The sequence below is a fragment of the Pseudomonas sp. ZL2 genome, from assembly GCF_054788455.1.
Window position 1 is genome coordinate 67,581 of record NZ_JBGOGX010000003.1, and the last position, 21,707, is coordinate 89,287.

18 protein-coding genes are annotated in these 21,707 nt (G+C 62.1%); 8 read left to right on the forward strand and 10 right to left on the reverse strand.

Annotated elements, in window-relative coordinates:
* From tcyN to ABM562_RS04015, 7 genes are all read left to right on the forward strand, one after another.
* On the forward strand, positions 1–762 hold the full coding sequence (gene tcyN / locus ABM562_RS03985; RefSeq protein ID WP_115084820.1) for an L-cystine ABC transporter ATP-binding protein TcyN: 762 nt from the start codon (positions 1–3) through the stop codon (positions 760–762).
* 278 nt (positions 763–1,040) lie between these two features.
* A complete protein-coding gene (locus ABM562_RS03990) occupies positions 1,041–2,282 on the forward strand; it encodes an SfnB family sulfur acquisition oxidoreductase (protein WP_460420950.1) in 1,242 nt (413 codons plus the stop codon).
* A gap of 22 nt (positions 2,283–2,304) precedes the next feature.
* Entirely contained in the window at positions 2,305–3,510 is a 1,206-nt protein-coding gene (locus ABM562_RS03995; RefSeq protein WP_460420952.1) for an SfnB family sulfur acquisition oxidoreductase, read from the forward strand.
* Complete coding sequence (locus ABM562_RS04000) at positions 3,510–4,901, forward strand: LLM class flavin-dependent oxidoreductase (protein ID WP_134064882.1); 1,392 nt, start codon at positions 3,510–3,512, stop codon at positions 4,899–4,901. The genes ABM562_RS03995 and ABM562_RS04000 overlap by 1 nt, the downstream gene beginning before the upstream one ends.
* A complete protein-coding gene (locus ABM562_RS04005) occupies positions 4,894–5,697 on the forward strand; it encodes a MetQ/NlpA family ABC transporter substrate-binding protein (protein ID WP_460420954.1) in 804 nt (267 codons plus the stop codon). Before ABM562_RS04000 ends, ABM562_RS04005 begins: the two co-directional genes overlap by 8 nt.
* Before the next feature lies 1 nt (position 5,698).
* On the forward strand, positions 5,699–6,829 hold the full coding sequence (locus ABM562_RS04010) for a methionine ABC transporter ATP-binding protein (protein ID WP_115084814.1): 1,131 nt from the start codon (positions 5,699–5,701) through the stop codon (positions 6,827–6,829).
* On the forward strand, positions 6,819–7,463 hold the full coding sequence (locus ABM562_RS04015) for a methionine ABC transporter permease (RefSeq protein ID WP_036994912.1): 645 nt from the start codon (positions 6,819–6,821) through the stop codon (positions 7,461–7,463). Before ABM562_RS04010 ends, ABM562_RS04015 begins: the two co-directional genes overlap by 11 nt.
* Positions 7,464–7,550: 87 nt before the next feature.
* Here ABM562_RS04015 and ABM562_RS04020 read toward each other — a convergent pair whose 3' ends face one another.
* The 4 genes from ABM562_RS04020 to ABM562_RS04035 all read right to left on the reverse strand — a co-directional run bounded on the left by ABM562_RS04020 (position 7,551) and on the right by ABM562_RS04035 (position 13,375).
* A complete protein-coding gene (locus ABM562_RS04020; protein WP_460421137.1) occupies positions 7,551–8,024 on the reverse strand; it encodes an REP-associated tyrosine transposase in 474 nt (157 codons plus the stop codon).
* Positions 8,025–8,172: 148 nt separating this feature from the next.
* Positions 8,173–11,220: an efflux RND transporter permease subunit gene (locus ABM562_RS04025; RefSeq protein ID WP_460420957.1), complete on the reverse strand. Its 3,048-nt coding sequence runs from the start codon at positions 11,218–11,220 to the stop codon at positions 8,173–8,175.
* Positions 11,217–12,287 carry an efflux RND transporter periplasmic adaptor subunit gene (locus ABM562_RS04030; protein WP_115084811.1) on the reverse strand — a complete coding sequence of 357 codons (1,071 nt, stop codon included), beginning with the start codon at positions 12,285–12,287 and terminating at the stop codon, positions 11,217–11,219. Before ABM562_RS04030 ends, ABM562_RS04025 begins: the two co-directional genes overlap by 4 nt.
* Positions 12,284–13,375: an efflux RND transporter periplasmic adaptor subunit gene (locus ABM562_RS04035; protein WP_115084810.1), complete on the reverse strand. Its 1,092-nt coding sequence runs from the start codon at positions 13,373–13,375 to the stop codon at positions 12,284–12,286. Before ABM562_RS04035 ends, ABM562_RS04030 begins: the two co-directional genes overlap by 4 nt.
* Before the next feature lie 144 nt (positions 13,376–13,519).
* Between ABM562_RS04035 and ABM562_RS04040 the strand changes: the two genes are divergently transcribed.
* Entirely contained in the window at positions 13,520–14,680 is a 1,161-nt protein-coding gene (locus tag ABM562_RS04040) for an AAA family ATPase (protein WP_115084809.1), read from the forward strand.
* Between the two features lie 96 nt (positions 14,681–14,776).
* On the opposite strand, the gene ABM562_RS04045 is transcribed toward ABM562_RS04040, so the two are convergent.
* From ABM562_RS04045 to ABM562_RS04070, 6 genes are all read right to left on the reverse strand, one after another.
* Positions 14,777–15,667 (reverse strand): ABC transporter permease subunit, encoded by an 891-nt coding sequence (locus tag ABM562_RS04045; protein ID WP_115084808.1) that lies wholly within the window; start codon positions 15,665–15,667, stop codon positions 14,777–14,779.
* Positions 15,664–16,584, reverse strand: coding sequence for an ABC transporter permease subunit (locus ABM562_RS04050; RefSeq protein ID WP_115084807.1), 921 nt, complete (start codon positions 16,582–16,584; stop codon positions 15,664–15,666). Before ABM562_RS04050 ends, ABM562_RS04045 begins: the two co-directional genes overlap by 4 nt.
* A complete protein-coding gene (gene potA, locus ABM562_RS04055; protein WP_115084806.1) occupies positions 16,581–17,723 on the reverse strand; it encodes a polyamine ABC transporter ATP-binding protein in 1,143 nt (380 codons plus the stop codon). The genes ABM562_RS04050 and potA overlap by 4 nt, the downstream gene beginning before the upstream one ends.
* Positions 17,724–17,782: 59 nt before the next feature.
* The gene (locus tag ABM562_RS04060) at positions 17,783–18,877 is read right to left on the reverse strand and encodes a polyamine ABC transporter substrate-binding protein (protein ID WP_115084805.1); all 1,095 of its coding nucleotides are present in this window, start codon (positions 18,875–18,877) and stop codon (positions 17,783–17,785) included.
* Positions 18,878–19,040: 163 nt separating this feature from the next.
* Complete coding sequence (locus ABM562_RS04065; protein WP_134064887.1) at positions 19,041–20,138, reverse strand: polyamine ABC transporter substrate-binding protein; 1,098 nt, start codon at positions 20,136–20,138, stop codon at positions 19,041–19,043.
* 168 nt (positions 20,139–20,306) lie between these two features.
* On the reverse strand, positions 20,307–21,665 hold the full coding sequence (locus ABM562_RS04070; RefSeq protein WP_115084803.1) for an aspartate aminotransferase family protein: 1,359 nt from the start codon (positions 21,663–21,665) through the stop codon (positions 20,307–20,309).
* Positions 21,666–21,707 lie beyond the last annotated feature (42 nt).

Sequence of the window (21,707 nt, forward strand, 5' to 3'; positions counted from 1 at the left end):
ATGATCGAGGTACAACGACTGAGCAAGCAGTTCAACGGCCAGACCGTGCTCGATGACATCAGCCTCAAGGTCGAGGCCGGCGAGGTGATCGCCATCATCGGCCCCAGCGGTTCCGGCAAAACCACCTTCCTGCGTTGCCTGAACCTGCTGGAAACCCCCAGCAGCGGGCGCATCAAGGTCGGCAATGTGGAGATTGACGCCAACCGTCCGCTCAGCCAGCAAAGCGGGCTGATCCGTCGGCTGCGCCAGGAGGTCGGGTTCGTCTTCCAGAACTTCAACCTGTTCCCCCATCGCACTGCGCTGGAGAACGTCATCGAAGGCCCTCTGGTGGTCAAGAAGACGCCTCGCGAGCAGGCCGTGGCCCTGGGCATGAAGCTGTTGGCCAAGGTCGGCCTGGCCGGCAAAGAGGCCTCCTACCCGCGCAAGCTGTCCGGTGGTCAGCAGCAGCGGGTAGCGATTGCCCGGGCACTGGCCATGGAGCCGGAGGTGATCCTCTTTGACGAGCCGACTTCGGCGCTCGACCCCGAACTGGTCGGCGAAGTGCTGGCGACCATCCGCAGCCTGGCCGAAGAAAAGCGCACCATGATCATCGTCACCCACGAGATGAGTTTTGCCCGCGATGTAGCTAACCGGGTGATCTTCTTCGACAAGGGCGTGATCGTCGAACAGGGCGAAGCCAAGGCGCTGTTTGCCCAGCCGAAAGAAGAACGCACCCGCCAGTTCCTCGGCAAATTCCTCGGCACGCAGAACACCGGTTACTGAGTTTTTCCCTCCCCTGTCCCGCCTTTCTGATAGCGCCTGCCCTGCCCCGGCAGGCGTTCCTCCAGCGACCGCCAAGTACTTCTATATTTATTCCTAAAAGTTAGTTTATTTAATTTTTATACGCTATTAGGGTATATGAACCGGACCACCGGACCAGCGCAATTTTGTCGCCGCACCCCCGCGTCGACGTTTTCAATTCGTGAGGTAGGTATGGTCAGGAACACAATCACCCCAGTGCGTAACGCCAGGGCATTGAGTGCAGCCAAGGAGCGGTACTGATGTCCAATCTGGCAGAAACCACAATCCACAGCGACCTGGACAGCGCCCCGCTGTTGTTGCCGGCCAAGGTGCTGAGCAATGACGAGCAAGCCCTGCAGGCGGCCCATGAGCTGGCCGAGGCAGCTCGCGGCCAGGCGGCCAGGCGCGACCAGCAACGCAAGCTGCCCTGGGCAGAAATCGAACAATTCACCCGCAGCGGCCTGGGTAGCATCAGCATCCCGCGGGCGTTTGGCGGCGCGCAGGTGTCGTTTGTCACCATTGCCGAGGTGTTTCGCATCATCAGCGCCGCCGACCCGGCGCTGGGGCAGATCCCGCAAAACCAGTTCGGTATCCTGCAACTGCTCAAAGGCACCGCCACTGAGCGGCAGAAAGAGCTGCTGTTCAAATCAGTGCTCGACGGCTGGCGCATCGGCAATGCCGGGCCGGAACGCGGCACCAAGCACACCCTGGACCTCAAGGCGCGGATCACCCGCGAGGGCGATCATTATGTGCTCAGTGGCCAGAAGTTCTATTCCACCGGCGCCCTGTTTGCCCACTGGGTGGCGGTCAAGGCGCTGAACGACGACGGCCGCCAGGTCATGGCCTTCGTCCGCCGTGGCACCCCGGGCTTGCGCATCGTCGACGACTGGTCCGGTTTCGGCCAACGTACCACCGCCAGCGGCACCGTGTTGCTGGACAAGGTGCAGGTCGACGCCGAACTGGTGATCGATACCTGGAAGCAGGGCGAAGTAGCGAACATCCAGGGCGCCGCTTCGCAGCTGATCCAGGCTGCCATTGATGCAGGCATCGCCGAAGCGGCGATTGCCGACACCATCGCATTTGTCCGCGAAAAAGCCCGGCCGTGGATCGACGCCAAGGTCGATCGCGCCAGTCACGATCTCTACGTGATCGCCGACGTCGGCCGTCTGCAGCTTGAGCTGCACGCCGCCCAGGCACTGCTGGGCAAGGCTGCGCGGGTACTCGACGAAGTCAACGCCGCACCGGTCGACGCCGCCGCTGCCGCCCGCGCCTCGATCGCCGTGGCCGAAGCCAAGGTGCTGACCACCGAGATCTCCCTGCAAGCCAGCGAGAAGCTCTTCGAGCTCTCCGGCAGCCGCGCCACCCTGGCCGAGTTCAATCTCGACCGGCACTGGCGCAATGCCCGCGTGCACACCCTGCACGACCCGGTGCGCTGGAAATACCACGCCGTCGGCGCCTATCACCTCAACGGTACCTTGCCTGCCCGGCACTCCTGGATTTGACCAGACCACTGGAGCCCTGTTTATGAGCCTATTGCCACAACCGCACGCTAACGTCGCGGTCATCCACACTGACGCCCAGGCATTGCAAATCGCCGAGGAAATCGCCGTCCAACTGCATCGCGACAGCGCCTTGCGCGACCGCGAACGACGCCTGCCGCACCCTGAACTCGAGCTGTTCTCCCGCTCCGGCCTGTGGGGCATCAGCGTGCCCAAGGCCTATGGCGGCGCTGGCGTATCGAACGTCACCCTGGCCAGGGTCATCGCCCGCATCGCCCAGGCCGACGCCTCGCTGGGGCAAATTCCACAGAACCATTTCTATGCATTGGAAGTGCTGCGGGTGAACGGCAGTCCGGAGCAACAGCAGCGCCTGTACGCCGAAGTACTGGCCGGCAAGCGCTTCGGCAATGCCCTGGCCGAGCTCGGCACCAAGACTGCCCACGACCGTACCACTGCCCTGACCCGCGATGGCGACGCTTATCGCATCAATGGCCGCAAGTTCTACGCCACGGGTGCGATCTACGCTCAGCGCATCCCCACGTCGGTCGTCGATGAAGTGGGCATTCAGCGCCTGGCTTTCGTGCCGGCTGACAGCGCTGGATTGAAGGTAATTGACGACTGGAGCGGCTTCGGCCAACGCACCACCGGCAGCGGTTCAGTGGTGTTCGACAACGTGCAGGTCGCCGCCGAGGACGTGCTGCCGTTCCAGAGTGCCTTCGAGCGCCCGACCACGGTCGGCCCGCTGGCGCAGATCCTCCATGCTGCCATTGACACCGGCATCGCCCGCGCCGCCTATGAAGATGCCCTGCACTTCGTGCGCACCCGCAGCCGGCCATGGGTCGACTCCGGTGTCGACCAGGCCAGCGAAGACCCGCTGACCCTGAAGTCCTTCGGCCACCTGGCGATCCGCTTGCACGCTACCGAAGCCCTGCTCGAACGCGCCGGCGAGCACCTCGACCGTGCCCAGGCCGAGCCGAATGCCGAAACCGTCGCCGCCGCCTCCATCGCCGTGGCCGAAGCGCGGGCGATCAGTACCGAGATTTCCCTCGCCGCCGGCACCACGCTGTTTGAGCTGGCCGGCAGCCAGGCAACCCTGGCCGAGCATGGCCTTGATCGACACTGGCGCAACGCCCGGGTGCATACCCTGCACGACCCGGTGCGCTGGAAGTACCACGCCATCGGCAACTACTACCTGAACGATGAAAATCCACCGTTGCGGGGCACCATCTGATGGCCAAGAAGAAGATCCTGCTCAACGCCTTCAACATGAACTGCGTCGGCCATATCAACCACGGCCTGTGGACCCATCCGCGGGACAACTCGAGCCAGTACAAGACCCTCGAATACTGGACCGAGCTGGCCCAGCTACTGGAGCGCGGGCTGTTCGACGGGTTGTTCATTGCCGATATCGTCGGCGTCTACGATGTCTACCAACAGTCCGTCGATGTACCGCTGAAGGAGTCGATCCAGCTTCCGGTCAATGACCCGCTGCTGCTGGTTTCAGCCATGGCCGCCGTCACCCGCAACCTCGGCTTCGGCCTGACCGCCAACCTGACCTACGAGCCGCCTTACCTGTTCGCCCGGCGCCTTTCCACCCTCGACCACCTGAGCCGTGGCCGGGTGGGCTGGAACATCGTCACCGGCTACCTCGACAGCGCAGCCAAGGCCATGGGCCTGGATCAGCAGCCCGAGCACGACCGCCGCTATGACCAGGCCGACGAGTACCTGCAGGTGCTGTACAAGCTCTGGGAAGGCAGCTGGGAAGACGGCGCGGTGGTCAACGACCGCCAGCAGCGGGTCTACGCCCGGCCGGACAAAGTGCACAAGGTCAACCATAAGGGCGAGTTCTACCGGGTCGAGGGTTATCACCTGTGCGAGCCATCGCCACAGCGCACCCCGGTATTGTTCCAGGCCGGCAGCTCCGAGCGCGGCCTGAGCTTTGCCGGCAGCCACGCCGAGTGCGTGTTCATCAGCGGCCAGAACAAGGCCGCCACCCGCGCCCAGGTCGACAAGGTGCGCGCTGCCGCCGTGGCAGCGGGGCGTGACCCGCAGGCGATCAAGGTGTTCATGGGCCTGACGGTGATCGTCGCCCGCACTGAAGAGCAGGCCAAGGCCAAGCACGCCGAGTACCTGCGCTATGCCAGCGCCGAGGCCGGTGTTGCGCACTTTGCCAGCTCCACCGGCATCGATTTCTCCGAGTACGAACTGGACGAGCCGATCCAGTACGTGAAAAGCAACGCCATCCAGTCCGCCACCAAGAACCTGCAGAACAACGACTGGACCCGGCGCAAGCTGCTCGAGCAACACGCCCTTGGCGGACGCTACATCACCCTGATCGGCTCGCCGACCCAGGTCGCCGACGAGCTGGAAAGCTGGATCGCCGAAACCGGCCTGGACGGCTTCAACCTGGCCCGCACGGTTACCCCGGAAAGCTATGTCGATTTCATCGACCTGGTGATCCCCGAGCTGCAACGCCGCGGCTCGTACAAGACCGCCTACGAACAGGGCAGCCTGCGCGAGAAACTCTTCGCCAGCGACCAGCCTCACCTGCCGGCAGACCATCCTGGCGCCAGCTATCGCCACACCCCTACGACCCCGACGGGAGCGCTACAGCATGCTTAAGACCTTTATTGCCCGCCCGGTCGCAGCCCTGGCCCTGACCTTTAGCCTGTTCGGCACCGCCCAGGCCGCCGACGCCTTGAAAGTCGGCACCACCGCAGCCTTTTCCATCCCCCTCGAAGCGGCCGTCAGCGAAGCGAAGAAACAGGGCCTGGACGTCGAGCTGATCGAGTTCAGCGACTGGATCGCGCCCAACGTCAGCCTGGCGGCCGGTGACATCGACGTGAACTACTTCCAGCACATCCCGTTTCTGGAAAACGCCAAGGCCGCCGGCGGTTTCGACCTGGTGCCCTTCGCCCCGGGGATCATCAACAACGTCGGCCTGTACTCGAAAAAATTCAAAAGCTTCGCTGAGTTGCCCGAGGGCGCCAGCGTCGCCATCGCCAACGACCCGATCAACAGCGGCCGCGGTTTGCAGCTGCTGGCCAAAGCCGGTTTGATCACCCTCAAGCCCGGCGCCGGCTACAAGGCCACCGAAGAAGACATCGTCGCCAACCCGAAAAAACTGAAGATCCTCCAGGTCGAAGCGGTGCAACTGGTGCGCGCCTACGATGACGCCGACCTGGTCCAGGGCTACCCGGCCTACATTCGCCTGGCCAAGACCTTCGACGCCACCTCGGCGCTGCTGTTCGACGGCCTGGACCACAAGGAATACGTGATCCAGTTCGTCATCCGCCCGCAGAGCAAGGACGACCCGCGCCTGGCCAGATTCATCGACATCTACCAGCACTCGCCGGTGGTGCGGGCCGCCCTCGACCAGGCCCACGGCAAGCTCTACCAAGCTGGCTGGGAGAGCTGAGATGAGCGCCGTCAGCGCCCGCGTGGCGCAGGAGCAGCAGCGGCCTTTCGCGCCCCTGCAACAGGCCCGGCAACGGGCCTTGCACCCGGAGCTGGGCAACGCCCATGTACGTTTCATCGGCCTGGGCAAGACCTACCCGGGCCAGCAAGCCCCGGCGCTGGACGGCATCGACCTGAACATCCAGCACGGTGAGATCTTCGGCATCATCGGCCGCAGCGGTGCCGGCAAGTCGTCGCTGATCCGTACCATCAACCGCCTGGAGCAACCGAGCCATGGCCGGGTGCTGATCGACCAGGTGGACATTGGCGAGTACGACGAAGACCGCCTGGTGCGCCTGCGCCGGCGCATCGGCATGATCTTCCAGCACTTCAACCTGATGTCGGCCAAGACCGTGTGGCAGAACGTCGAGTTGCCGCTCAAGGTTGCCGGCGTGCCCAAGGCCCAGCGCCAGCGCAAGGTCGCCGAGTTGCTGGAACTGGTCGGGCTGCAGGAAAAGCACCACGTGTACCCGGCTCAGTTGTCCGGCGGGCAGAAACAGCGCGTCGGCATTGCCCGGGCGCTGGTACATGACCCGGAAATTCTGCTGTGTGACGAAGCCACTTCGGCACTAGACCCGGAGACTACCGAGTCGATCCTCGGCCTGCTGCGCGACATCAACCAGCGCCTGGGCCTGACCATCGTGCTGATCACCCATGAGATGGCGGTGATTCGCGATATCTGCCATCGAGTGGTGGTGCTCGAGCGTGGGCGAATCGTCGAGCAGGGTGCCGTCTGGCAAGTGTTTGGCGACCCGCAGCATGAGGTCAGCAAGACCCTGCTTGCACCGTTGCAAGCCGCCCTGCCGGCTGCGTTGCAGGCACGCTTGCAAGCACAGGCGCCCAGCCCGGAAGCGGCGCTGGTGCTCAACCTGCGGGTCAGCGGCAAGGACAAGCAGGCGCCGGAGCTGTCTTCTTTGTTCACCTTGCTCGGCGGCCAGATCAGCCTGCTGCAAGGCGGCATTGAACCGATCCAGGGCCGCGCCCTGGGGCAACTCGTGGTGTCGGTGGCCCACTCGCCGCACAGCCACGAGCAGGTGATTGAGCGCGCCCGGCAATGGGCTGCACAGGTGGAGGTACTGGGTTATGTGGTTTGATCGCTTGCTTCAGGGTGTACTCGACACGCTGCTGATGGTTGGCGTCTCGTCGCTGATTGCCCTGCTCGCCGGTGTACCGCTGGCGGTGATCCTGGTCACCAGCGGCAAGGGCGGGATCTTCGAAGCGCCCACCCTGAACCGGGTGCTCGGCGCCTTCGTCAACCTGTTCCGTTCGATTCCGTTCCTGATCCTGATGGTGGCGCTGATCCCCTTCACCCGTTTGATCGTCGGCACCACCTATGGTGTCTGGGCAGCGGTAGTGCCGCTGACCATTGCCGCCACGCCGTTCTTTGCGCGCATCGCCGAAGTCAGCCTGCGCGAGGTCGACCATGGCCTGATCGAAGCGGCCCAGGCCATGGGTTGCCGGCGCTGGCACATCGTCTGGCATGTGCTGCTGCCAGAAGCCCTGCCGGGTATTGTCGGCGGCTTTACCATCACTTTGGTGACCATGATCAACTCCTCGGCCATGGCTGGCGCCATTGGTGCCGGGGGCCTGGGCGACATTGCCTACCGCTATGGCTACCAGCGCTTCGACAGCCAGATCATGCTGACGGTGATCGTCATGCTGGTGGTGTTGGTGGCGTTGATCCAGCTGGGCGGGGATCGGTTGGCAAAGGGTTTGAACAAGCGCTGAATTCATCGCTGGCAAGCCAGCTCCCACAGGGGCCAGTGCATGCAGAACCTGTGGGAGCTGGCTTGCCAGCGATGGCCGTTACACGGGTCAAAGCCATTCGGCATCCCAATGAGGATAGTCACCAATGTGGTGTACCAAGCCCGCTCGTAATGGATTGGCAACGATATAACGGGCAACCGCGCGAACATCCTCCTCACGACGTAACGCCCGGTCATAAAACCCTTGCTGCCATAGCCGCCCATGGCGATTGCAGGCCTTGTTCACCGCACACGTAGATCGAGATTTGAGTCGGCGCATCAGGGTTTTCAGCGTCACCTGATGCAACTCGATCAGCCAGTGAAAATGATCAGGCATCACCACCCACGCCAAAGTTCTAGCCGACTGCTCTTCCTCGGCCTGACGAAACTGGGCAATGATCAATCTGGCCAGCCAGATATCTTCGAAGATGGGCGTGCGGTTCTCGATCACACTGGTCAACAGATACAACCTGCCGGGTTCAGACACGCGCCCCCGGCGTAGTCGATGAGAGGATGGACGTTCCGTGTCGCGCTCCCTGAAGATGAACCTTCAAGGTAGCTGCACAAGAAAGGCAAAGTGGGGTGTCAATCAGACCGGATGTTTCTGATGCACCGCATCGCTGGCAAGCCAGCTCCCACAGGGTCTGCACGCACCGGACCCTGTGGGAGCTGGCTTGCCAGCGATGGCGTAGTCAATGGTGCTGCGGCTCGCGGATCTTGTACCAGGCCACATACAGCGCCGGCAAAAACAGCAGGGTCAGCAAGGTCGCCACGATAATCCCGCCAATCATGGCGTAGGCCATCGGCCCCCAGAACACTTCCCGGGCAATCGGGATCATGCCCAGGCTCGCCGCTGCCGCCGTCAGCAGGATCGGCCGGCGCCTGTGGTTGGTCGCTTCCAGTACCGCGTCCCAGGGTGAATAGCCCTGGGCTTCGTACTCGTCGATCTGGGTCACCAGGATCACCGAGTTGCGGATGATGATGCCAATCAGCGCGAGGATCCCCAGGATCGCCACAAAGCCCATCGGCGTGCCCGTCGGCACCAGCGCCAGGACTACACCGATCAAGCCCAGCGGCGCCACGCTGGCGACCAGGAACAGCTTCTGCACGCTATGCAGCTGGAGCATCAGGAACGTGCCCATCAAAAAGAACATTAATGGCAGCACTTTAGCGATTGGGCCTTGGGCCTTGCCGCTGGCCTCCACCGTACCACCGGTTTCCACCTGGTAGCCCACCGGCAATTTGCTGGCGAAGTCGTCGATCTGCGGTTTGAGATCACGCACCAGGTCGGTTGGCTGGATATCGCCGCGCACCGCCGCCTTGATGGTAATGGTTGGCTTGCGGTCGCGGCGCCAGACCAGAGGTTGCTCCATCTCGTAGCGTACGGTGGCAAAAGCCAGCAGCGGGATCGAGGTGCCATTGGGGGTGACGATCTGCAGGTTCTGCAAGGTCTGCGGCGAGCCACGTTCGCTGTCCTCGGCACGGGCCACGACATTGATCAGGTAGATATTGTCATTCACCTCGGTCACCGGCATGCCGCTGACGATGCTGTTCATCACATTGGCCACGTCCTCGGACGACAAGCCCAACTGGCGCGCCTTGTCCTGGGCGATCTCGATCCGCAACACCTTGCCTGGCTCGTTCCAGTCATAAATCATCTGGCCGATGTTATCGTTGCTGTCCAGCAAGGTTGCCAGCGCGATGGCATGCTGGCGCACCTGATCGATGTCCTTGCCGCTGACCCGATACTGGATTGGCAAGCCCACCGGTGGGCCCATTTCCAGTGACTGAACGTTGCTGCCGATGCCGACGAAGTCCTCGCGCAAGCGCTGCTGCAAGCGCTTGATCAGTACCTCGCGCGCCTCGAAGCTTTTGCTGACGATCACCAGCTGGGCGTAGTAAGGGTTCTGTAGCTGCTGGTCCAGCGGCAGGTAGAAGCGGATCGCACCCTGGCCAATATAGGTGCTCCAGCGCACGATATCCGGATCACCCTTGAGCGTCGCCTCCAAGCGGTCCACGGCCTTGCGGGTTTCCTCGATTGAAGCATTCTGCGGCAGGTTCAGATCGACCAGGATTTCCGGGCGATCCGAAGAGGGGAAGAACTGGTTCTGGACAAAGCGCATGCAGAACAACGCCAGCACGAACAACAACACCGTACCGATGATGGTCACCCAGCGATGGCGCACGCACCACAGCAGGCTGTGCTCGAAAGCCTTGCCGACGCGGCCGGGCTCCGCATCATGGGCTTTGACTTTGGTGCTGAGGATATGCACCCCCAGCACTGGCGCGAACATCACGGCCACCACCCAGGACACCAGCAAAGCCGCGGCAATCACTGCGAACAAGGTATAGGTGTATTCCCCCGCCGAACTGGCATTGAGGCCAATGGGTACGAAGCCCGCCACGGTTACCAGAGTACCGGTGAGCATCGGGAATGCCGTCGAGGTGTAGGCGAATGTTGCCGCCTGCTCCTTGCTCTCGCCCTTTTCAAGGCGCGTGACCATCACCTCCACGGTGATCATCGCATCGTCCACCAGCAAGCCCAGGGCAATGATCAAAGCACCCAGGGAAATCCGCTGCATGGTGATACCGCTGTATTCCATGAAGATGAACACCATGGCCAGCACCAGCGGGATCGAGCAGGCCACCACCAGCCCGGCGCGCACGCCGAGGCTGACGAAACTCACCACCAGCACGATGATCACCGCCTCGAACAGCGCGCTGGTGAACCCCCCCACTGCCTCTTCGACCACCACGGCCTGGTCGGACACGGTATGCACGCCAACACCGACCGGTAGTTCGGTAATCACCCGGTCCATCATTTTGTGCAGGTCGGCCCCGAAGGCCTGGATGTTGCCACCGGCCTTCATGCCGATGGCCAGGCCGATGGCGGTCTGACCGTTATAGCGAAACATCGGCGCGGGTGGGTCGACATAGCCACGCTGAATCTCGGCAATGTCGGCCAGACGGAAAAAGCGGTCATTGATGCGCAGGTTGACCGCTTGCAGGTCTTTTTCCGAGGCGAACTGGCCACTGGTGCGCACCGAAACCCGCTCAGGCCCGGCTTCGATGACCCCGGCTGGGGTTACCGCATTCTGGCTCTGCAGGGCTTGCAGCACCTGGCGCTGGTCGATACCGAACGACGCCAGTTTGCGTGTGGAGAAATTCAGGTACAGCACCTCGTCCTGGGTGCCGATCATTTCCACCTTGCCCAGGTTGGGCACTTCGCGGATCTCGGCGCGCACCTGTTCGACGTAGTCGCGCAACTGGCGCATGGTCAGGCCGTCGGCGGTAAAGGCGTAGATCGAACCGTACACATCACCGAATTCGTCGTTGAACCCCGGGCCCTGGATACCCTGGGGAAACTGGCCGCGTATGTCCTGGATCTTCTTGCGCACCTGATACCAGATCTCGGGGATGCTCTCGGCCGGAGTGGTATCGAGCAGGTTGACGTAGACCGTCGACTCACCCGGGCGGGTGTAGCTTTTCACATAGTCGAGCGAATCCAGCTCTTCGAGCTTCTTTTCAATCCGGTCGGTAATCTGGTTGAGGGTTTCATCCTGCGTCGCTCCAGGCCAGCGTGTCTGGATCACCATGGTCTTGATGGTGAATGACGGGTCTTCCTCGCGCCCCAGGTTCATGTAGGAAAGTACGCCCATCAGCAAGCCGACGAACATCAGGTACCAGACAAAGGATTGGTGCTTCAGCGCCCACTCCGATAGGTTGAAGCTTCCTTTCATCGTGGATCTTCCTCATCGACTTTGACTTTCTGGCCCGGCTTCAAGCTGTTCACGCCTGCCGTCACCACCCGTTCGCCTGCCTGCACCCCTGAGCTCAGCACGACGCTGTCGGATGTACGTTCCATCAGTTTCACCTCGCGCACAGCGACGGTGTTCTGCTGCGGATCGACCACCCAGACCTGGGTCTGCCCATCCCGTTCCAGCAATGCCGATAGCGGCAGCTCAGTTCGCGGCGACACCAGGGAAGTCAAGGTGACGCTGATGGCTGTGCCCAGGTGAAAAGCCGCCGGAGTGTCGACCAGGGTCAGTCGCGCGCGCCGGGTGCGGGTGGCAGCATCGGCCTGGGGTTCGAGTTCACGCAGGGTCGCGGCGGTATTGATGCTGGGGTCCAGCTGCGAAGCGACCTGGAATTTCAGTTCGGTCGTCAGCTGCTCGGCCAGGTACGTCGGCAGATCGATCACCGCCTCCTTGATATCCGGCCTGGCCAGGGTGACCACGGCCTGACCGGCACTGACCGTCTGCCCTGCCTCGGCTTGCCAGTTGGTGACCACTGCCGCGTGGTCGGTACGCAGTTCGCTGTAGCCAAGCTGGTCACGCGCCTGGGCCACGGCCGCGCGCGCCTGCTCCAGCGCGGCGGTGGTGGTTTTCAGGTCGGTCTGGGCAATGTCCAGCTGCGCCTGGGCGCCCACGCCGCGGTCGTACAACTGTTGCTGGCGGCGAGCATTGGCCTGGGCGTTGATCCATTGCGCCTGGACTTTTGCCAGGTCGCCTTCGGCGGCGCGCAACTGGTTACGCTGATCAGTCGGATCAAGGCTGGCAAGCAAGTCACCCGGTTTCACCTGACTGCCGACATCGACCCAGCGTCGGGCGATGCGACCGCCCACACGAAAACCCAAGGTACTCTCGTAGCGCGCCTGGATGCTGCCAGCGAAACGGCCCAGGTTGGCCTGGACCTGAGGCTCGGCGATCATCGACAACACCGGCCGGACCGGTTCAGGCGCAGTCGCCTGCTGTTCACAGCCGCTGAGCAACAGCAGGCTGCACAGGCCCAGGGTCACGGTTCTCATTGCGCCACCCCGCTGTCCTTGTTCGCGGCGATTTCCACCTGCATGCCCGGGTTCAGCAGTTGTCCGCCCGCCACCACCACGGTCTCCCCGCCCTTGAGGCCCTCGCCGACCACCACCTTGCCCGTGAGGTAACGAATCACCTTGACCTGCTGCAGGCTGACCTTGTTGCCTTCGCCCACCACCCACACAGCTGGGTCATGCAGGGCCTTGGTCAGGGCCGACCAGGGCAACTCGACGCTTGGCTTGCCCTGGCTGCTACCGGTAGCGGTGACGGCCGAGCCGAGTTCCATTCCCGCCGGGACCTGGTCCAGGGCCACCTTGACCTGCACCGTGCCGCTTTGCGCCGACACCGTCGGGGTGACTTCCCGCACATGGCCCTGGGTCTGGATCTTCGGGTCATCGACCAGGCGCACGGTGATGGCATGCTCGCTCGGTGGCGCCACCAGCAAGGACTCATAGACGTTGAACACCGCATCACGCTCGCCATCGCGGGCCAGGCTGAAAATCGGCACCGTGGCCTGGACCACCTGGCCGACTTCGGCCTGGCGCTCGGTGATCACCCCGTCCGCCTCGGCCACCAGGGCGGTGTAGCTCAGCTGTTCACGGGCGTTGGCCAGTTGTGCCTGAGCGGCCTTGAGGGCGCTCTGGCTGCTGCGCAAAGCCGCTTCGGCAGAGTCGTACTCACTCTGGCTGGTGTAACCCTTGGGCAATAGCTTTTGCTGACGGACAAAGGCGGCGGCGGTCTGGGTCACGCGCGCCTGTTCGGCAAAGACTTCGGCCTTGGCCGAATCGACATTGGTCTGCAAGTCCTTGGGGTCGAGCCGGGCCAGGACCTGGTTGGCCTTGATGTGATCGCCGACGTCGACGCTGCGGGCAATGATCTTGCCGCCCACGCGAAACGAAAGATCGGTCTGCACCCGCGCTTGAACATCACCGGTCAGCGTCACCGAAGCCGCGAAATCACTGGGCTCAACTCGTTGTACGCCGACCCTGGGCAGCTCGGCTTCAGCAGCCTTTTTTTCGCCGCACCCCGCCAGCACCAACAACACCCCCAGGCAGACGATCGATAAAGAACGCGACACCGTCATGCAGGCTCCTTGCACGTGCCAGATCTATTGAGGAATGCGAGTGTTAGCGTAGATCAGGGATCCACTTGCCGCTTGTCGGCATACACAATTCGTTCACCACGCAGAATCGGCGATACTGGCCTCTTTGCCTGAACGGACGCCGCCATGCTGACCACCCTGGCTGTCGCCAACTACCGCTCGATCAATCATCTGGTGCTGCCGCTGGCACGCTTGAATGTCATCACCGGGCCCAACGGCAGCGGCAAGTCCAATCTGTACAAGGCCTTGCGCCTGCTCGCCGAAACGGCCCAGGGTGGCGTGGTCAACGCCCTGGCCGTGGAAGGCGGGCTGGAATCAACGTTCTGGGCCGGCCCCGAGCAGATCAGCCGGCGCATGAGCAACGGCGAAGTCGCCATCCAGGGCGGTCCGCGCCAGCACGCTCGGCGCTTGCGCCTGGGGTTTGCTGACGAGGCGTTCGGTTACGCCATCGGCCTGGGCCTGCCGGAACCGAGCAAATCATGTTTCGCACTCGACCCGCAGATCAAGCGCGAAAGCATCTGGGCAGGGACGCTGTACCGTCCGGCCAGCCTGCTGGTGGATCGCCAGGGGCCGATGGTCAAGGCCCGCGAAGGACGGCAATGGGATGTGCAGGCGCAGCACACACCGAGCTTCGACAGCCTGTTCGACCAGGTCGGCAACCTGCGTTCCTCGCCCGAAGTGTTGCTGCTGCGCGAGCGCATCCGTGGCTGGCGCTTCTACGATCACTTTCGCACCGACCGTGATGCCCCGGCCCGCCGCCAGCAACTGGGCACGCGCACGCCGGTGCTGCACCACGATGGCCGCGACCTGGCCGCCGCGCTGCAGACCATTATCGAGATCGGCGACCCGCACGCCTTACAGGCGACCATCGCCGATGCCTTCCCAGGCGCGCGCCTGGAAATCGATGCAGTGCCGGGTGGGGCGTTTGGCGTGTTGTTCCATCAAGAAGGCTTGTTGCGACCGCTGACCGCAGCCGAGCTGTCGGACGGCACCTTGCGCTACCTGCTGCTGGTCGCCGCGCTGCTGACGCCAAGGCCACCGACCATGATGGTGTTGAACGAGCCGGAAACCAGCTTGCACCCGGACTTGCTGCCGGCACTGGCACGCTTGATCGTTCGCGCCTCGGAGCAGTGTCAGGTATGGGTAGTGTCGCATGCACGAAGATTGGTGGCCGCGCTGGAACAGGATGCGACCTGCAATTCGATCGTGCTGGAGAAGGTGCTGGGGCAGACCCGTGTTGCCGGTCAGGGGATGCTGGATGAGCCGGCCTGGCACTGGCCGGAGTGAAAACCCGAAGGCCCCATCGCTGGCAAGCCAGCTCCCACAGGGACTGCGTACACAGAACCTGTGGGAGCCGGCTTGCCGGCGATGAGGCCCGTCAGATCACGCCGAAACCGGCGCCGGCGCGCGACGCACGTCCGGTTGTTTCCACGAGTCGGCAGCGCTTTCTTCGATTGCCTGCTGGATCGCCCGGCGGCGACGCTCTTCGGCCTGACGGCTGAAGTACCAGACCATGAAGGTCACCAGCGACACGCTGAGCAGGATCAGGCTGGCCACGGCGTTGATTTCTGGCTTCACGCCCAGACGCACGGCAGAGAAGACCTCCATCGGCAGGGTGGTCGAGCCAGGGCCGGACACGAAGCTGGCCAGCACCAGGTCATCCAGCGACAGGGCGAAGGACATCATCCCGCCTGCTGCCAGCGACGGTGCGATCATCGGGATGGTGATCAGGAAGAACACCTTCCACGGCCGCGCACCGAGGTCCATGGCCGCTTCTTCGATCGACAGGTCCAGCTCACGCAGGCGTGCCGACACCACTACCGCCACATAGGCTGCGCAGAAGGTGGTGTGGGCGATCCAGATGGTGACGATGCCACGCTCCTGGGGCCAGCCGATCATCTGCGCCATGGCCACGAACAGCAGCAACAGCGACAGACCGGTGATCACCTCGGGCATTACCAGCGGTGCGGTAACCAGGCCACCGAACAGGGTACGGCCCTTGAAGCGGGTGACCCGGGTCAGCACGAAGGCGGCCAGGGTACCCAGCGCCACTGCGGCGATCGCGGTGTAGCAGGCGATCTCCAGCGAGCGCATCACCGAGCCCATCAGCTGGGTATTGTCGAGCAGGCCGACGTACCACTTCACCGACCAGCCGCCCCACACCGTAACCAGCTTGGAGGCGTTGAACGAGTAGATCACCAGGATCAGCATGGGCAGGTAAATGAACAGCAGGCCCAGGATCAACATCAATTTGGAGAAACTGAAACGCTTCATGCCCTGCCCTCCATCTCTTTGGCCTGACTACGGTTGAAGAGCAGGATCGGTACGATCAGGATCGCCAGCATCACTACCGCCAGGGCAGAGGCCACCGGCCAATCGCGGTTGTTGAAGAACTCTTGCCAGAGCACTTTACCGATCATCAGGGTTTCCGGGCCGCCGAGCAGCTCAGGAATGACGAACTCACCCACCACCGGAATGAACACCAGCATGCAGCCGGCGATGATGCCGTTCTTCGACAGCGGCACGGTGATCTTCCAGAAGCTGTTGAAGGTGCTCGAACCCAGGTCCGACGCGGCCTCAAGCAGGCTCTGGTCGTGCTTCACCAGGTTGGCATAGAGCGGCAGGATCATGAATGGCAGGTACGAATAGACCACACCAATGTATACCGCGAGGTTGGTGTTGAGGATCTGCAACGGCTGATCGATCAAGCCTAGCCACAGCAGGAAGGCGTTGAGCAGGCCGTTGTTGCTGAGGATGCCCATCCAGGCATACACGCGGATCAGGATCGCCGTCCAGGTCGGCATCATGATCAGCAGCAACAGCACGGTCTGGGTTTCCTTGCGCGCATTGGCAATGGCATAGGCCATCGGATAGCCGATCAGCAGGCACAGCAGGGTGCTGACGAAGGCCATCTTCAACGAACCCAGGTACGCCGAGATGTACAGTTCATCTTCGGTCAACAGGCCATAGTTGGCCAGGTTGAGCACCAGTTGCACCTTGTCTTCGACGTAGCTGTAGATCTCGGTGTACGGCGGGATCGCCACGTCGGCTTCGGCGAAGCTGATCTTCAGAACAATGAAGAACGGCAGCATGAAGAACAGGAACAGCCAGATGAACGGCACGCCGATCACCACATGGCGCCCCTCGGGCTTTATTCGGTTGAAGGCTCGCTTGAGCTTGCGGGCGTTCATGAGCGCAGTACCACGCCGCTGTCATCCTCCCACCAGACGTAGACCTGGTCGTCCCAGGTCGGCCGGGTGCCCTGGCGCTCGGCGTTGGCGACGAACGACTGGACGATCTTGCCGCCAGGCAGCTCGACGTAGAACACCGAATGGCCGCCCAGGTAGGCGATGTCGTGGACCTTGCCGCGCGACCAGTTGTGCTCGCAGGTCGGCTGCTCGGTGGTCACCAGCAGTTTTTCCGGACGCAGGGCGTAGGTGATGCGCTTGTCTTCCACCGAGGTGGTGACACCGTGGCCGACGTAGATGCGGCGCTCGAGCTCGGGGCTGGAAATCACCGCGTGGCCTTCGGCGTCATCGACCACTTCGCCTTCGAACAGGTTGACGTTACCGATGAACTCGCAGACCAGGCGGCTGGTCGGGGTTTCATAGATATCGATCGGGCTGCCGATCTGGGCGATCCAGCCCAGGTGCATGATGGCGATGCGCTGGGCCATGGTCATGGCCTCTTCCTGGTCGTGGGTCACCATTACGCAGGTCACGCCGACCCGCTCGATGATCTCCACCAGCTCCAGTTGCATCTGCGAGCGCAGTTTCTTGTCCAGCGCGCCCATCGGCTCATCGAGCAGCAGCAGCTTCGGCCGCTTGGCCAGCGAGCGGGCCAGGGCCACGCGCTGACGCTGGCCACCGGAGAGCTGGTGCGGCTTGCGCTTGGCATACTGGGTCATGTGCACCAGCTTGAGCATCTCGGCCACGCGGGCATCGATCTCGGACTTGGGCATGCGGTCCTGCTGCAGGCCGAAGGCAATGTTTTGCGCTACGGTCATGTGCGGAAACAGCGCGTACGACTGGAACATCATGTTGATCGGCCGCTCGTAGGGCGGCATATCGGTGATGTCTACACCATCGAGGAAAATACGCCCCTCGGTTGGCCGTTCGAAACCGGCGAGCATGCGCAGCAAGGTGGATTTGCCCGAACCCGAGCCACCGAGCAGGGCAAAGATCTCGCCCTTCTTGATTTCCAGGGACACATCGTCCACGGCGATCGTTTCGTCGAACTTCTTCGTGACCCGGTCGATTTTGACCAGCACCTGTTTAGGTTGCTGGTCGCCCTCGAGGGCTTTCTTATAGGCACCGGAGGCAACTGCCATTTGTGAAACTCCCAACAAGATTTTTTGCGCCCGCCCCTGCCGTGACGGACCCTGGATTTTTACTTGCCCGACTTGACCTTGGTCCAGCTACGGGTCATCAACCGTTGCACCTTGGGAGGTAGCTCGGAATTGACGTACAACTTGTCCAGCACTTCTTGCGGTGGGTAAACCGCTGCGTCGGTTCGCACGCTCTGGTCCATCAGATCGCCAGCCTTGGGGTTCGGGTTGGCATAACCGACGTAATCACTGACCTGGGCAATGACCTCAGGCTGCAGCAAATAGTTGATGAAGGCGTGGGCCTCTTTGACATTCTTGGAATCCTTGGGGATCGCCAGCATGTCGAACCAGAGGTTGCCGCCTTCCTTGGGAATCGCATAGGCCACCTTGACGCCCTTGCCGGCTTCTTCGGCGCGGGACTTGGCCTGGAATACATCGCCGGAGAAACCGGCGGCCACGCAGATGTCGCCGTTGGCCAGGTCCGAGATGTATTTGGACGAGTGGAAGTAGGTCACGTAAGGACGCACGGCCAGGAGTTTCTTCTCGGCGTCGGCGTAGTCCTTGGGGTTGGTGCTGTTGGGGTCTCGCCCCATGTAGTTGAGGACGGCCGGGAGCATCTCGTCGGCCGAGTCGAGGAAGGCGACCCCGCACTTGGAAAGCTTCTTGATGTTTTCCGGCTCGAACAGCATGGCCCAGGAATCGATCTTGTCGGTACCCAGCGCCGCCTTGACCTTCTCGACGTTGTAGCCGATGCCATTGGTGCCCCACAGGTAGGGGACGGCGTACTGGTTGCCAGGATCGTTCTTTTCCAGGCGCTTCATCAGCGCCGGGTCGAGGTTCGCGTAATTGGGCAGCAGCGCCTTGTCGAGCTTCTGGAACGCGCCCGCCTTGATCTGCTTGCCGAGGAAATGGTTGGACGGCACGACCACGTCATAGCCGGTGCGACCGGCCAGCAGCTTGCCTTCCAGGGTTTCGTTGGAATCGAAGACATCCTGCACCGGCTTGATGCCAGTGGCTTTTTCGAAGTCGGCGAGGGTGGTCTGACCGATGTAGTCCGACCAGTTATAAATGTGCACCGTGGGCGCCGCTTGGACGCTGATCGCCAGCGTCAGACCCGCTCCAGCCATGACGGCCTTGCGAAATACAGAAATAGACAAGTGGGAGGTCCTCACAAATGTGCCAGTGGCGAACGACAGAAATACCTGCCGGATAAGCAAACCGGCGCGCAACTTACCTTCGATGCACTCGTGCCGCAAAAAAAATTTGTGCTTTCATGCTCCCTGGGCGGGATTTACACCGCACCCAGGGAGGCAACCAGGGTTACTTGCCCGATTTGATCTTGGTCCAGCTGCGAGTAATTTCGCGCTGGGCCTTGGCACCCGGGTCAGCAATTGCGTACAGCTGTTTCTTCACATCAGCCGGTGGGTAGATGCTCGGATCGCCCGAGATGTCCTTGTCCACCAGCGGGGTGGCCGCCTTGTTGCCGTTCGGGAAACGTACGGCGTTGGTGATCTCGGCCATGATTTCCGGTTGCATCAGGAAATCCATGAACTTGTAGGCGGCGTCGACGTTGGCGGCATCTTTGGGGATGGCAACCATGTCGTAGAAAGTACCGGCGCCTTCTTTCGGAATGATGTAGTCCAGCTTGACCTTGTCACCGGCTTCATGGGCCCGGGCCTTGGACTGCTCCAGGTCACCCGAGTAACCCACGGCCACGCAGATGTTGCCGTTGGCCAGGTCCGAGATGTACTTGGAGGAGTGGAAGTAACCGATCGAAGGACGCACGCTGAGGAACAGGTCCTCGGCGGCTTTCAGGTCTTCTTTTTTCGTGCTGTTGGTCGGCTTGCCCAGGTAGTGCAGCGCCGCCGGGATCATCTCGGTCGGAGCATCGAGGAAGCTCACACCGCAGCTCTTGAGCTTGGCGATGTTCTCGGGCTTGAACACCACGTCCCAGGAATCGATCTTGTCGATGCCCAGCGCAGCCTTGACCTTCTCCGGGTTGTAGCCGATGCCGATGGAGCCCCACATGTAGGGGAACGCATATTTGTTGCCCGGGTCGCTGGCGTCACCAACGGCCTTGAGCAGGTCTTCGTCGAGGTTCTTCCAGTTCGTCAGCTTGGAGCGGTCCAGCTCCTGGTAGACGCCGGCCTTGATCTGCTTGGCCAGGAAGTTGTTAGAAGGTACTACCACGTCGTAGCCGGACTTGCCCGCCAGCAACTTGGCCTCAAGGGTTTCGTTGCTGTCGAAGACATCGTAGACGACCTTGATGCCGGACTGTTTCTCGAACTTGGCGACGGTGTCTGGTGCGATGTAGTCGGACCAGTTATAGACGTGCAGTACTTTGTCATCCGCGTGAACAGCACTGGCCATGGCGCCCATCAGGGACATAGCCAGCAACGTCTTGCCCAATTTCTTCATGCGTAATGCTCCAGAATTTTTATTTAGCCATCTGTTCAGCGGCCGGCTTATTCGGCGCAAGCTCCGAGCGACTGAAACAGTCGCTAGTCTGGCAAGTTACAAGGCGCTCTTTCAACAAAAGAGGCACCTTGAAACTCATTGATGCCATTACGCTAGCCTAGCACTTGGCTACTTCAGCGCTTCGAGCGTCAGGTCCAGGCATTTGCGCGCCTTTTCCACCAGCTCGTCGATCTCTGCATGGCTGATCACCAGCGGCGGGGCGATGATCATGGTGTCGCCCACGGCGCGCATGATCAGGCCGTTGTCGAAGCAGAACTGGCGGCAGATCATGCCTGCACCCTGACCTTCGTAACGGGCGCGGGTAGCCTTGTCCTTGACCAGTTCTATGGCACCGAGCATGCCCAGGCCACGCACTTCGCCCACCAATGGGTGATCGTTGAGCTCACGCAGACGTTTCTGCAAATACGGTGCCGTTTCTTCGTGGACACGCTCGATGATCTTCTCGTCGCGCAGGATCCGCAGGTTTTCCAGGCCCACCGCCGCCGCCACCGGGTGACCGGAGTAAGTGAAGCCGTGGTTGAAGTCGCCACCTTCGCTGAGCACCTTGGCCACTTCGTCACGCACGATCACACCGCCCATGGGGATGTAACCGGAGGTAAGGCCCTTGGCGATGGTCATCAGGTCGGGCTTGAGGTCGTAGTAATCGGAACCGAACCACTCACCGGTGCGACCGAAGCCACAGATCACTTCGTCAGCAATGAACAGGATCTCGTACTTGGCGAGGATTTCCTTGATCTTCGGCCAATAGGTGTCTGGCGGAATGATCACCCCGCCCGCGCCCTGGATCGGCTCGGCGATAAAGGCGGCGACGTTATCTTCGCCAACTTCGAGGATTTTCTTTTCCAACTGCTCGGCTGCCCACACGCCGAACGCGTCCGGAGTCATGTCGCCACCTTCGCCGAACCAGTACGGCTGCGGGATATGCTCGATGCCCGGCAGCGTCCCGCCCTGTGCATGCATGCCGCTCATGCCACCCAGGGCGGCACCGGCCACGGTGGAACCGTGATAACCGTTGATACGACCGATGATCACCTGCTTCTGCGGCTTGCCCTTGAGCGCCCAGTAGTGGCGGACCATGCGCAAGTTGGTGTCGTTGCCTTCGGAACCGGAACCGGTGAAGAACACATGGGTCATGCCTTTCGGCGCCACGGCGGAGACCGCTTTGGCCAGCTCCAGTGCCGGTGGGTGGGCAGTCTGGAAGAACAGGTTGTAATACGGCAGCTCGCGCATCTGTTTGGCGGCCACTTCAACCAGCTCTTCACGGCCGTAACCGACCGCCACGCACCACAGGCCCGCCATGCCATCGAGGATCTTGTTGCCCTCGCTGTCCCACAGGTGCACGCCCTCGGCCTTGGTGATGATCCGCGGCCCCTTCTCCTTCAGCTGTTTATAGTCACTGAAAGGTGCCAGGTGATGCTCACTGCTAAGGGTTTGCCACTCACGGGTTTGCGGGTTGTTGACGCTCATGTGCTTCTCCGTTTGTTGACGGCCGCGGTCCTGCGGCTCCGG